The sequence below is a fragment of the Streptomyces sp. NPDC033216 genome, from assembly GCF_055577115.1.
In genome coordinates, this window is sequence record NZ_JBVIQK010000005.1 from 315007 (window position 1) to 327474 (window position 12468).

Here is a 12468-nt window from a genome sequence, read left to right on the forward strand (position 1 = left end):
GTGACCTCCCGCTGAACGGATGGCCCCGCCCCCGCCCCGCCCCTACGGTGATCCGCATGCATCCCCGAACCGTGTGGCAGGCCCTGTCCCGCCCGCGCTACCCGCTGTCGCCGTGGCCCTGGCGCGCCGCCGCCTACCTGCTGACCGGGGCGGTGACCGGCGCGGCCGTGCTGGTGGCGCTGGTCCTGCTCGCCGTGGTGGGCGGCGTCCTCGCGCTCGTCCTCGTCGGCCTGCCCCTCCTCGCGGCCCTCGCCTTCGCCGGGCTGCCCGTTGCCGCACTGGAGCGGCGCCGACTGCGGCTCGTCGACCCGGACGAGGCACCCGACCCGCACACCGAGCCGCCCGCGCCCGGCCTGGGCAGCTGGCTCACCACGCGCCTGCGGGAACCCGCCACCTGGCGTGAACTGGGCCACACCTTCCTCGTCGCCTGCCTGCTGTGGCCGGCCGAGGCCGTCCTGCTCACCGTGGCCCTGGTCGGCCCGCTGACGGTCGTCGCCACCCCGCTGCTGCTGGCGACGGCGGGCGACGGCCGCGAGACGAAGGTGCTCAAGACGTGGACGGTCACCGACTGGCCGACCGCCGTCGCCGCGGCCCTGCTCGGTGTCCTCCTCCTCGCCGCCGGCACCTACGTCCTCGGTGTCACCGCGGGTGCCCGAGCCGCCCTCGCCCGGCTGCTGGTCGCCCCGCGCGGCGGCGACCCCGAGGCCCGCGTCGTCGAACTCGCCCGCTCCCGGGCCCGCCTCGTCGACGCCTTCGAGACCGAACGCCGCCGCATCGAACGCGATCTGCACGACGGCGCCCAGCAACGCCTCGTCGCCCTCACCGTGACGCTCGGCCTGGCCCGCCTCGACGCTCCTCCCGGCGGCCCCCTCGCCGTCCAGCTCGCCAAGGCCCACGAGGAGGCGGGCGCCGCCCTCGCCGAACTGCGCGAGCTGATCCACGGCATCCACCCGAAGGTCCTCGCCGACTACGGCCTGGAGGCCGCCCTGGCCGACGCCGCCGACCGCTCGCCGATCCCCGTGGACGTGGAGTTCACCCTCCCGTACCGGCTGCCGCGGTCGGTCGAGTCCGCCGCCTACTTCGTGGTGTGCGAGGCGCTCGCCAACGTGGCCCGGCACAGCGGGGCGGCCCGTGCCCTGGTCCGCGGTGGACACCGCGCAGGACGGCTCGTCCTGGAGACCCGCGACGACGGTCGCGGCGGCGCCGACAGCACCCGAGGCACCGGCCTCACCGGTCTCGCCGACCGGGTGTCGGCCCTCGATGGGAAACTGTCCCTGACCAGCCCGCCGGGCGGACCGACCCTGCTGCGTGTGGAGATCCCTTGCGAGCCGACGGAAGCCGAGCCGACGGAAGCCGACCCGCCGCAAGCCGACCCGACGGAAGCCGACCCGCCGCAAGCCGACCCGCCGCAAGCCGAGCCGACGCAAGCCGACCCGTCGGAAGCCGAGCCGACGCAAGTCGAGCCGACGGGACACGCCGGCCCCTCGGAGACGGCCTGCGCATAGTCCTCGCCGAGGACAGCGTCCTCCTGCGCGACGGCCTGACCGTCCTCCTCACCCGCTTCGGCCACGAGGTGGTCGCCGCCGTGGGAGACGCGCAGGCCCTGCTCGGCGCGGTCGCCGAGCACACCCCCGACATCGTGGTCACCGACGTCCGGATGCCGCCCGCCTTCCAGGACGAGGGCCTGCACGCGGCGGTCCGCCTGCGCACCGATCGCCCCGGCCTGCCCGTCCTCGTCCTCAGCCAGTACGTCCAGCGCGCCTACGCCGCCGAACTCCTCGACTCCGGCGACGGCACCGGAGTCGGTTACCTCCTCAAGGACCGCGTCGGCCAGGTCGAGCAGTTCGTCGACGCGCTCACGGAGGTCGCCTCGGGCGGCACGGTCGTCGACCCCGAGGTCGTACGACAGTTGCTGCGCCGCCGCCGCGACCCGCTGGCCCGGCTCACCCCGCGCGAACGGGAGGTCCTGGCGCTGGTCGCGGAGGGCAGGTCCAACGGCGCGATCGCGAGGGCACTGGTCGTCTCCGAGGCGGCCGTCGGCAAGCACATCGGCAGCATCCTCGCCAAGCTGGACCTGCCGCCGGCGGACGACACCCACCGCAGGGTGCTGGCGGTCCTGGCCTACCTCAGGAGCTGAGCGGCCCGTGCCTGAGCAGCTGAGCGGCCCGTGCCTCAGGAGCCGAGCGGCTTGGCGTAGCAGCGGCTTTCGTCGTGGAAGCGGTAGTAGCCGAACTTGGTGCACGGCTCGTAGCCGCTGGAGGTGTACAGCGCGATGGCCTCCGGCTGTTCGGTGCCGGTCTCCAGCACCATGCGGAGCCGGCCGGCCGCGCGGGCGTCCTCCTCCAGGGCGGCGAGCATCCGCCGGGCCAGCCCTCGCCCCCGTGCCTCCTTGACCACGAACATCCGCTTCAGCTCGGCGTCCCCGTCCTGGTTGCCCTCGCCGTTCTCGTCCTGGCTGCGCCAACCGCCCGTGGCGACCGGCCGGTCCAGTTCGTCGTAGGCGATGAGATACACGCCGCGCGGCGGATCGAAGTCCGCGGGCTCCAGCACCGTGGCGTCACCGCCGTCGCCGTAGCGCTCGTGGTACTCGGCCTGGACCTCGTCGTTCAGCTTGACGGCGTCGGGATGGTCGAAGGGAACACGACGTATATTCATGCTGCTCAAGGTACATCCATGCATGATGAGGTGGCGGAGGAAAATCTGGACCTCGTCCAGTGTGCCGGTATCGTGCCCGGGTGCTGACCGTGACCTCCGTGAACGTGAATGGACTGCGGGCCGCCGCGAAGAAGGGCTTCGTGGAGTGGCTCGCCGACACCTCCGCCGATGCGCTGTGTCTCCAGGAGGTGCGCGCCGAAGCGGGGCAACTGCCGGAAACGGTCCGCGCCCCCGAGGGCTGGTACGTCACCCACGCCCCCGCCGCCGCCAAGGGCCGCGCCGGCGTCTCCCTCTACACCCGCCGCGAACCGGACGCCGTCCGCATCGGTTTCGGTTCCGCCGAGTTCGACACCAGCGGCCGCTACGTCGAGGCCGACCTGCCGGGTGTGACGCTCGCCTCCCTGTACCTCCCGTCCGGTGAGGTCGGCACCGACCGGCAGGACGAGAAGGTCCGCTTCATGGACGAGTTCCTGGCCTACCTCAAGACCCTCCGCGAACGCGCCGCCGCGGACGGCCGCGAGGTCCTGGTCTGCGGCGACTGGAACATCGCCCACCAGCAGGCCGACCTGAAGAACTGGCGCTCCAACACCAGGAGTTCCGGCTTCCTCCCCGAGGAGCGCGACTGGCTGACCCAGGTCCTCACCCCGGAGGCCGGCGGCTATGTCGACGTGGTCCGAGCCCTGCACCCGGACGTGGCGGGCCCGTACACGTGGTGGTCGTACCGGGGACGGGCCTTCGACAACGACTCGGGCTGGAGGATCGATCTGCATGTCTCGACCCCCGGTCTCGCGGCCAAGGCCGTGAAGGGCCTGGTGGAACGGGCGGCCACGCACGGCGAGCGTTGGTCGGACCACGCGCCGGTGACGGTCGTCTACGACCTCTGACGGCCCGTTCGGTGGGCGCCGCCTACGGCCGCTGGACCCGCCGCAACCGCCGGTCCAGCGCCAGGGAGAGTTCCGCCTCCACCACGCTCCGCGCCAGCGGGCGCAGACGGGGCAGGGCCTCCTCGCCCGCGTGACGGAGGATCACGGCGGTGAAGAGTTCGGCGAGGGCGTCGGCGTGGTCGCGGACGCGGGCGCCCGCGGTGAGGACCTCGGCGAGGGGGATGCCCTCGCGGACCAGGGCGGCGGAGACGTCCAGCAGACGGCGGCTGATGTGGACGATCTCGTCGCCGTCGGTGCCCAGGTAGCCGAGGTCCAGGGCGGCGGCGAGGTTGTCCGGCGTGACCTGCCCCTCGAAGCGGGCGGCGAGCTCCTCGGGGGTGAGGCGGACCGGCTCCTCCTCGGTGGGACCGCCGACGCCGAGCAGGTCGGCGACGTCGCGGCCGTGATCGAGGGCGTCGGCGAGTTCGGCGATGCCGGTCAGGGTGTGGCCGCGCTCCAGCAGTGCCGCGATCGTGCGCAGTCGGGCCAGGTGGTGGTCGTCGTACCAGGCGATACGGCCCTCGCGGCGGGGCGGCGCGAGCAGTTTGCGCTCGCGGTAGAAGCGCAGGGTGCGCACCGTGATGCCGGCCTCCCTGGCCAGCTCCTCCGTCCTGTACTCCCGCTTGTCCGTCACTCGGGAAGCCTATGTCGTACCGTCGGTAACTTTCCTTCTTCCGGCCCCTACCCATCAGTACGCCGCTGCTCTACGCTCCGATTGCGCCAGTGTTCACTGGCAGAGTCGCGGATCCGGTGGATGCGCGGCTTCGCAGGGTTGTCGCAGTGTCGCGAGGCAGGGAGGCGTCGGGATGGCCGAGCACGAGCATGTGCGGGTGGCGGTGATCGGGTCGGGATTCGGCGGACTGGGGGCCGCGGTGCGGCTGCGCCGGGAGGGGATCACCGACTTCGTCGTCCTGGAGCGGGCGAGCGGCCTCGGCGGCACCTGGCGGGACAACAGCTACCCCGGGTGCGCCTGTGACGTGCCGTCCCACCTGTACTCCTTCTCCTTCGCGCCCAACCCGGACTGGCCGCGCGCCTTCTCCGGTCAGGAACACATCCGCGCCTACCTGGAGCACGTCGCGGACGTGTTCCGGCTGCGCCCCCACATCCGCTTCGACGCCGAGGTCGAGCGGATGACCTGGGACCCGGAGCGGATGCGCTGGGACATCGAGACCGCCGGGGGAGGAACGCTCTCGGCCGACGTCGTCGTCTCCGCGACCGGGCCGCTGTCCGACCCCAAGATCCCCGAGATCCCCGGCCTGGACTCCTTCCCCGGCAAGGTCTTCCACTCCGCCCGCTGGGACCACGCCTACGACCTCACCGGCAAGCGCGTCGCCATGGTCGGCACGGGCGCCTCGGCCATCCAGATCGTGCCCGCGATCCAGCCGAAGGTCGGCCACCTCACCCTCTTCCAGCGCACCCCGCCATGGGTGATGCCCCGCATCGACCGGGCGATCAGCGGCGCCGAGCGCTGGCTGCACAAGCGGTTGCCGGTCACCGCGCGGGCCCGCCGCGGCCTCCTGTGGGGCATCCGCGAACTCCAGGTGCAGGCCTTCACCAAGCACCCGAACGAACTCGGCTTCGTCGAGCGGCTCGCCGGACGGAACATGGCCCGCGCCGTCAAGGACCCGGCGCTGCGCGCCAAGCTCACCCCGGACTACCGCATCGGCTGCAAGCGGATCCTGCTGTCCAGCGAGTACTACCCGGCGCTCACCCGCCCCAACGTGGACGTGGTGGCGAGCGGGCTGCGGGAGATCCGCGGGAACACCCTCGTCGCCGCCGACGGCAGCGAGGCCGAGGTCGACGCGATCGTCTTCGGCACCGGCTTCCGCGTCACGGACATGCCGATCGCCGAGCGGGTCGTCGGCGTCGACGGGCGGACCCTCGCCGAGAGCTGGAAGGGCGGGATGGAGGCCCTGCGCGGTGCCTCCGCGGCCGGGTTCCCCAACTGGATGACGATCATCGGCCCCAACACCGGCCTCGGGAACTCCTCCATGATCCTCATGATCGAGTCCCAGCTGAACTACCTGGCCGACTACCTCCGCCAGCTCGACGTCCTGGGAGGCCGGGCCGCCCTGGACGCCCGCCCGAGCGCCGTGCGCGCCTGGAACCGGCGCGTGCAGGACCGTATGACGCGCACGGTGTGGAACACCGGCGGCTGCACCAGCTGGTACCTGGACGCCAACGGACGCAACACCACCGTCTGGCCGGGCACCACGAGCGAGTTCCGCCGCGCCACCCGACGGGTGGACCTCGCGGAGTACGAGGTACTGCGCGCCCCGGCCGCCGGGGAGACGGCGGACCGCGCCCGGCGGCCGGAGGTGACCGCGTGACGACCACCGTCGCCCTCGGCCCGTACGCCCCTCCCACACCCGCCCGCGTCCTGACCGCCCGCTCCGCCGACGGCACGGAACTGCACGTCGAGGTGCACGGCCAGGACTCCGCCCCGGCGGTCGTCCTCGCGCACGGCTGGACCTGCTCGACCGCGTTCTGGGCGGCGCAGATCCGCGCCCTGTCCGCCGACCACCGGGTCGTCGCCTACGACCAGCGCGGCCACGGCCGTACCCCGGCGAGCCCGGCGTGCGGCGCCGACGTGCTCGCCGACGACCTGGAGGCCGTCCTCACCGCGACCCTCGCACCGGGCGAACGGGCCGTGATCGCCGGGCACTCCATGGGCGGCATGACCATCATGGCCTCCTCCACCCGGCCCGCGTTCCGTGACCACGCGGCGGCCGTCGTGCTGTGCAGCACGGGCAGTTCACGGCTGGTCGCCGAGTCCACCGTCGTGCCGATCCGGCCGGGCCGGCTGCGGGACTGGCTGACCGGACGCGTCCTCGGCTCGCGGGCACCCCTCGGCCCGGTCACGCCGCTCGCCCGCCGGGTCCTCAAGTACGCCACGATGGGCGCCGGTTCGTCCCCGCACATGGTGGAGGTCTGCGCGCGGATCGTGCACGCCTGCCCGCGCCGGGTCCGACACGCCTGGTCGAACGTCCTCGACCTGCTTGATCTCGACCACGCCGTACGGGAGTTGCGGGTTCCGACGGCGGTGATCGTGGGCTCGGCGGACCGGATGACGCCGCCCGTGCACGCCCGTCGGCTGGCCGAGGCGCTGCCGGTCTGCGTCGGCCTGACGGAGCTGCCGGGTCTCGGCCACATGACGCCGGTGGAGGCACCGGAGTTGGTCACCGGCACGATCCGGGACCTCGTCACCACCCACATAGCCATGAAGGAGGGCGCATGAGCAAGGTGAGCCTCGAAGGACAGGTCGCGGTCGTCACCGGGGCCGCACGGGGCGTCGGTGAACTGCTCGCGCGCAAGCTCTCCGCGCGCGGGGCGAGCGTCGCGCTGGTCGGCCTCGAACCGGACGCGCTGAAGCGGGTCGCGGAGCGGCTGCACGGTGACGCCGACCACTGGTACGCCGACGTCACCGACCATGCGGCGATGGCCCGCGTCGCCCAGGAGGTGAAGGAACGCTTCGGCAAGGTGGACATCGTGGTCGCCAACGCGGGCGTGGCCACCGGCGGCCCGTTCGCCGACTCCGACCCGGACGCCTGGCGCCGGGTCATCGAGGTCAACCTCATCGGCTCGGCCGTCACCGCCCGCGCCTTCCTGCCGGTGCTGACGGAGAGCCGCGGCTACCTCCTCCAGATCGCCTCCCTCGCGGCGATCACCCCCGCGCCGATGATGACGGCGTACTGCGCGTCCAAGTCGGGCGTGGAGGCGTACGCGCACAGCCTGCGCGCCGAGGTCGGCCACAAGGGCGTGCGGGTGGGCGTCGGTTACCTGTCCTGGACCGACACCGACATGGTGCGCGGCGCCGACCAGGAGGACGTGATGCGGGAGTTGCGGGAACGGCTGCCCTGGCCGTCCAACAAGACGTACCCGCTCGGCCCCGCCGTCGAGCGGATCGTCGCCGGGATAGAGCGCCGCTCCTCGCACGTGTACGGACAGTGGTGGCTGCGCGGGATGCAGGGGATCCGCGGATATCTGCCGGGGCTCATCGGGACGGTGGGGCAAAGGGAGATGAGGCGGTTCGAGCCCCGGCTGCGGGGCATGCGGACGGGTTTGGTCGGAGCGGGGGGCGCGGCCGACGAACAGGCACGCGCTACGCAGCGTAGTTGATCGAAATGCGCGGAATGTCCTGCCGTGTGAATCTGGTCGAGGCCCGACCAAGGGCCAATCCCCTCACCCTCATACGGGAGTGAACCCACATGGGTATGAAGGACAAGTTCCAGGACCAGGCCGAGCAGTGGCAGGACAAGGCCAAGCGGAAGATGGACGAGACCAAGGAGCAGACCAAGGAGCGCGGCCGGCAGCGTGGTGAGCGCGAGCAGGACCCGCAGCGCACGGTCCGGGACGAGCAGCACCCGCAGCGCACGGCCCGTGACGAGGAGGACCGCTACGACGCGGACTTCGACCCCGAGGCGATGCGGTAACGCGTGCCGCTGGGCTTGAGCGCAGAGGGGTGCCCTCCGTCAAGGGGGCACCCCGCGTGCGTGTGGGGTGCGCCGGTGGCGCCGGGTCATGTGGCCGCGGCACGCGGTTTCCCCGCCCCCGAGCCGCGCTCCCGCTCGCTCGGGGCGGGAAACCGGACGATCGGTCCCCGGCGACCCGCACGTGGCAACGCACGGCACCGGACACCGTGCCCGGGGGGCCGCGTCCGCCGGGCACCGAGATCGCCGCGGACGCCGTCCCCGACGGTCCCTCAACGCCCCCGGCGGGGCAGCCGCGGACGGGACCGGTCCGGGACGTCCGCGAGGCCCGGCGGCGACGCCGGCGGGTCCTTCTCCAGCAGGGCCAGCGCCAGCGACACCGCGTCGTCGAGCTGCGCGTGCCGCCCCTCCGCCCAGTCCAGCGGGGTCCGCAGCACCTCCAGGTCGGGGGCGACCCCGTGGTTCTCCACGGACCACCCGTACGCGTCGAACCACGCCGCGTTCATCGGTACGGTGATGACCGACCCGTCGCCGAGCCGGTGGCGTCCGGTCATGCCGACGACTCCGCCCCAGGTCCGCTGTCCCACCACCGGCCCGAGTCCCAGCAGCTTGAACGCCGCCGTGATCATGTCGCCGTCGGAGGAGGTCGCCTCGTCGGCGAGGGCGACCACGGGGCCGCGGGGCGCGTTGGACGCGTAGGACACGGGCTGGGCGTCGCGGGTGAGGTCCCAGCCGAGGATGGTGCGGGTCAGCTTCTCCACCACGAGTTCGCTGATGTGCCCGCCCGCGTTGCCGCGGACGTCGACGATCAGCGCGGGGCGGGACACCTCCATCCGCAGGTCGCGGTTGAACTGGGCCCAGCCGGAGCCGCCCATGTCGGGGATGTGCAGATAGCCGCACCGCCCGCCGCTCAACTCCCGCACCACCTGGCGCCGTTTGGCCACCCAGTCCTGGTAGCGCAGCGGCCGTTCGTCGAGGAGGGGGACGACGGCGACCCGCCGGGCCCGCCCGGACTCGTCCTCGGCGGGGGTGAACGTCAGCTCCACCGTCGTACCGCCCGCTCCCGCCAGCAGCGGGTAGGGGCCGGTGACCGAATCCACCGGGCGGCCGTCGACATGGGTGAGCACCGCGCCCTCGCGGATGCCGGTCCCGGCCAGCGGGGAGCGTGCCTTGGAGTCCGAGGAGTCGCCGGGCAGGATCCGCTTGACCGTCCAACGACCTCCCCTGCATACGAGGTTGGCGCCGAGTAGGCCTTGCCGGCGCTGGTAGTGGGGCGGGCCCTCGTTGCGGCGGGCGGCGGTGACGTAGGCATGGGAGGTGCCCAGTTCGCCGAGGACCTCCCGGAGCAGGTCGGCGAACTCGTCGGGGGAGGCGACCCGTTCGACCAGGGGCCGGTACTGGTCGAGGACCGCGTCCCAGTCGATGCCGCACATGCCCGGGTCCCAGAAGTAGGCGCGGATGAGGCGGCCCGCCTCCGCGTAGGCCTGCCGCCACTCGGCGCCCGGGTCGACTTCGTGCAGGATGCGGCGCAGGTCGAGCCAGACCGTGGAGTCGAGGTCGCCGGACTCGGTGGAGGGCACCGCGCGCAGCTCACCCTCGTCGACGACGACCAGCCGGCTGCCGTCGCCGCTGACCGCGAACCAGTCGAGGTGCTCGACCAGTTCGCTCTTCTTCGCCTTGCCGAGGTTGAAGTGCTCCAGCGTCGGCCGCCCACTGGTGTCGTCCGGGTTGGCGAAGGTCTCGCCGAGGGCCCCGGAGATCGGCCAGCGCAGCCAGACCAGGCCTCCGCCCGCGACCGGGAACAGCGCCGAGTACTTGGAGGCGGGCACCGGGAACGGTGTCACCCGGCTCGCCAGCCCCTCGACCTCGACGGTGACCGTGCCGTCGCCGCCCTCCTCTTCCGCCGGGTCGAGCCCGCCGGCGGCCGGCCGGCCCTCGGGGGTGAGGGCGAAGGGGGACGGGGTCGCCGAGTTCAGCGGCACCAGGTAGGGGCGGCAGCCGAGGGGGAAGGAGAGGTCGCCGGTGTGGACGTCGTACACCGGGTCGAAGCCGCGCCAGGAGAGGAAGGCGAGATAGCGGCCGTCGCGGGTGAAGACCGGGTTCTCGTCCTCGAAACGCCCGTTCGTGACGTCGACGATCAGTCCGTCACCCTTGCCGAGCCCGGAGATCCGGGCCATCTTGATCTGCCGCAGCGACCGCCCGATACCCGGATGGGACCAGGTCAGCCAGGCCCCGTCGGGGGAGAACGCGAGATCGCGCACGGGCCCGTTGACCGACCGGATCAACTCGACGACCACACCGCCGGAGCCGCCCGAGCCGCCCGAGCCGGCGGCTTCTGCGGCCTCTGCGGCTCCCCTGGCCCGGCCGGCCTCTGTGGCCTCCCCGACGGCCTCCGCCTCCGCCACCTCGTCGGACACCGTGACCAGCAGCAGGCGGCCGTCGTGCGAGGCGATCGCCAGCCGTTCGCCCGCGGGGTCGGACACCATCTCCAGCACCCGGCCCAGCCCGCCGGAGACCGGCCGGCGCGGCGCGCGGTCCCCGCTCGCCCGCGGCAGGTAGGCGATCTCGACGGCGTCCTCGCCCTCCGCGTCCGTCACGTAGGCGACCTGACCGCCCGAGCCGAGCATCTCCGGGAGCCGGACCCGTACGCCGGGGGTGTCGGTAATGGTCCGCGCGGGCCCGTCGCGGTGGGTGAGCCAGTACAGGCTGCCGCGCACGACGACCGCGCTCGCCCGCCCGGTCTCGTCGACCGAGATGCCGTCCACGTGCTGCGCGGCCGGGATCTGGTACGGCCGCCGCCCCGTCCGCGGCCCGCTCAGCCGTACGTCGATCCGGCGAGGCTCGGAGTCCGGGGACAGGTCGTCGACGATCCACAGGTCCCCGGCGCACTGGTACACCACGCGGGTGCCGTCGCTGGCGGCGTTGCGGGCGTAGAAGGCGTCGTGGTCGGTGTGCCGGCGCAGGTCGGAGCCGTCGTGGGCGCAGGAGTAGAGGTTGCCGACGCCCTCGTGGTCGGAGAGGAAGGCGACCCGGCCGCCGACCAGCATGGGTGCGGCGAGGTGGCCGTCCAGGTCGGCGAGCAGCCGCTGTCCGTGCAGCCAGAGCCGGCCCGTGGCCCCGCCCCGGTACCGCTTCCAGGCGGCCGGTTCGTGCGGTGGGGTGCCGGTGAGCAGCAGGGTGCGGCGTTCGCCTTCGAGGTCGGCGGTCTGGAGGTCGGTGACCGGTCCCCAGGGCAGTCTGCGGCCGGGGGAGCCGTCGGGGGAGACCTTGTAGGCCCAGGTGAAGTAGGAGAAAGGTTCGCCGTGGGAGGCCACGGCCAGGATGTCGCCGTCGGGGGTCCAGCCGCAGACCCGGGTGTCGGGGCTGCCCCAGTACGTCAGCCGCCGTCCGGGACCGCCGTCCACGGGGATCAGGTGGATCTCGGGCACGAGGCTGCGCCAGCTCGTGTAGGCGACCCGGCCGCCGTCGGGGGAGAAGCGGGGATGGCCGGCCTTGGTGCGGTCGGCGGTGAGCCGCCAGGCGCGGCCGGGTCCGTCGAGCGGGGCCAGCCAGAGGTCGTCCTCCGCCACGAAGCACAACTGGTCACCGCTGAGGTGGGGCAGGCGCAAGTAGGTCACGTCTCCATGCTTTTCCCGCGTACCGGGCAGGGCAACTTATGTGTTCTTGACGGACGTGAGCCAGCGCACGTACGAAACCGTTTCGTTTCGCAGTTCCTCGGGGTATGTTCATGGTGTACGGGACGAGCCGTGCCGGAGTCGGAAGGTGAGGGGCATGACTGAGGTCGCGACGACGCGTCGCAGTCGCATCACACCCGAGCGCGAGGCCGAGCTGTACGGGGCCGTGCTCGACCTGCTCCGCGAGGTCGGTTACGACGCCCTGACCATGGACGCCGTCGCCGCCCGCACCCGTTCCAGCAAGGCCACGCTCTACCGCCAGTGGGGCGGCAAGGCCGACCTGGTCGTGAAGGCCATCAGACACAGCAAACCGGACCACAGCGACGGGATCGACACGGGCACCCTCCGGGGCGACCTGCACGCACTGGTTCAGCTCGAGGACGACTGCACCATCGAGCAGAACTCGGCGCTCATGCGCGGTGTCGCCATGGCGATGCACAACAACGCCGACCTGCGCAGGGCGTTCCGGGCGCAGCTCGTCGAGCCGGAGATGTCCGGGTTCCACCAGGTGATCCGGCGGGCCATCGACCGGGGCGAGGTCCGGGCGGACTGTCCCGCGCTGGAGTTCATGCTGCACATGATGATCGGCGGCTTCGCCACCCGGGCGCTGCTCGACGACCAGCCGCCGACCCAGGCTTTCCTCACCTCGTACATCGACGCCGTGGTCCTCCCCGCCCTCGGCATCCCCACCACCTCCTGACCGTCCCCGCGGTCCGCCCTCCCTGACGTCACCGCTCTCGTCGTCGGGCCGATCACCCCTGCCTCCCCGCCGGGTTGATCACCCCT

Annotated in this window: 11 protein-coding genes; 8 read left to right on the forward strand and 3 right to left on the reverse strand. The window is 72.8% G+C overall.

The annotated features are described in order from the left end of the window. The first annotated feature begins 56 nt into the window (after positions 1-56). Together ACZ5Y0_RS13105 and ACZ5Y0_RS13110 are read left to right on the forward strand one after the other, a co-directional pair. The gene (locus tag ACZ5Y0_RS13105) at positions 57-1505 is read left to right on the forward strand and encodes a sensor histidine kinase (protein WP_469128721.1); all 1449 of its coding nucleotides are present in this window, start codon (positions 57-59) and stop codon (positions 1503-1505) included. Then, positions 1502-2137, forward strand: coding sequence for a response regulator (locus ACZ5Y0_RS13110; RefSeq protein ID WP_469128883.1), 636 nt, complete (start codon positions 1502-1504; stop codon positions 2135-2137). The genes ACZ5Y0_RS13105 and ACZ5Y0_RS13110 overlap by 4 nt, the downstream gene beginning before the upstream one ends. 35 nt (positions 2138-2172) lie before the next feature. Here the strand turns inward: ACZ5Y0_RS13110 and ACZ5Y0_RS13115 are convergent, their stop codons facing one another. Next, positions 2173-2655: a GNAT family N-acetyltransferase gene (locus ACZ5Y0_RS13115; protein ID WP_469128722.1), complete on the reverse strand. Its 483-nt coding sequence runs from the start codon at positions 2653-2655 to the stop codon at positions 2173-2175. A gap of 59 nt (positions 2656-2714) precedes the next feature. Between ACZ5Y0_RS13115 and ACZ5Y0_RS13120 the strand changes: the two genes are divergently transcribed. After that, positions 2715-3539: an exodeoxyribonuclease III gene (locus ACZ5Y0_RS13120; protein WP_469128723.1), complete on the forward strand. Its 825-nt coding sequence runs from the start codon at positions 2715-2717 to the stop codon at positions 3537-3539. A 22-nt stretch (positions 3540-3561) separates the two neighbouring features. Here the strand turns inward: ACZ5Y0_RS13120 and ACZ5Y0_RS13125 are convergent, their stop codons facing one another. Next, complete coding sequence (locus ACZ5Y0_RS13125) at positions 3562-4212, reverse strand: MerR family transcriptional regulator (protein WP_469128724.1); 651 nt, start codon at positions 4210-4212, stop codon at positions 3562-3564. A gap of 172 nt (positions 4213-4384) precedes the next feature. On the opposite strand from ACZ5Y0_RS13125, the gene ACZ5Y0_RS13130 reads away from it, so the two are divergent. From ACZ5Y0_RS13130 to ACZ5Y0_RS13145, 4 genes are all read left to right on the forward strand, one after another. Beyond that, positions 4385-5908: a flavin-containing monooxygenase gene (locus ACZ5Y0_RS13130; RefSeq protein ID WP_469128725.1), complete on the forward strand. Its 1524-nt coding sequence runs from the start codon at positions 4385-4387 to the stop codon at positions 5906-5908. Further along, entirely contained in the window at positions 5905-6816 is a 912-nt protein-coding gene (locus tag ACZ5Y0_RS13135) for an alpha/beta fold hydrolase (RefSeq protein WP_469128726.1), read from the forward strand. Before ACZ5Y0_RS13130 ends, ACZ5Y0_RS13135 begins: the two co-directional genes overlap by 4 nt. Beyond that, positions 6813-7697 (forward strand): SDR family oxidoreductase, encoded by an 885-nt coding sequence (locus ACZ5Y0_RS13140; protein WP_469128727.1) that lies wholly within the window; start codon positions 6813-6815, stop codon positions 7695-7697. The genes ACZ5Y0_RS13135 and ACZ5Y0_RS13140 overlap by 4 nt, the downstream gene beginning before the upstream one ends. Positions 7698-7786: 89 nt before the next feature. Then, positions 7787-8011, forward strand: a complete 225-nt coding sequence (locus tag ACZ5Y0_RS13145; protein ID WP_469128728.1) for a hypothetical protein — start codon at positions 7787-7789, stop codon at positions 8009-8011. Positions 8012-8280: 269 nt separating this feature from the next. Here the strand turns inward: ACZ5Y0_RS13145 and ACZ5Y0_RS13150 are convergent, their stop codons facing one another. Beyond that, positions 8281-11625: a S41 family peptidase gene (locus ACZ5Y0_RS13150; protein WP_469128729.1), complete on the reverse strand. Its 3345-nt coding sequence runs from the start codon at positions 11623-11625 to the stop codon at positions 8281-8283. Between the two features lie 154 nt (positions 11626-11779). Here ACZ5Y0_RS13150 and ACZ5Y0_RS13155 point away from each other — a divergent pair, with 154 nt between their 5' ends. Then, positions 11780-12382, forward strand: coding sequence for a TetR/AcrR family transcriptional regulator (locus tag ACZ5Y0_RS13155; protein WP_469128730.1), 603 nt, complete (start codon positions 11780-11782; stop codon positions 12380-12382). Positions 12383-12468: the final 86 nt, after the last annotated feature.

Coding starts and splice junctions, on each gene's coding strand:
- ACZ5Y0_RS13155 (WP_469128730.1), top strand. CDS start 11,780: ATGACTGAGGTCGCGACGACGCGTCGCAGTCGCATCACACCCGAGCGC.
- ACZ5Y0_RS13130 (WP_469128725.1), top strand. CDS start 4,385: ATGGCCGAGCACGAGCATGTGCGGGTGGCGGTGATCGGGTCGGGATTC.
- ACZ5Y0_RS13115 (WP_469128722.1), bottom strand. CDS start 2,655: ATGAATATACGTCGTGTTCCCTTCGACCATCCCGACGCCGTCAAGCTG.
- ACZ5Y0_RS13145 (WP_469128728.1), top strand. CDS start 7,787: ATGGGTATGAAGGACAAGTTCCAGGACCAGGCCGAGCAGTGGCAGGAC.
- ACZ5Y0_RS13140 (WP_469128727.1), top strand. CDS start 6,813: ATGAGCAAGGTGAGCCTCGAAGGACAGGTCGCGGTCGTCACCGGGGCC.
- ACZ5Y0_RS13105 (WP_469128721.1), top strand. CDS start 57: ATGCATCCCCGAACCGTGTGGCAGGCCCTGTCCCGCCCGCGCTACCCG.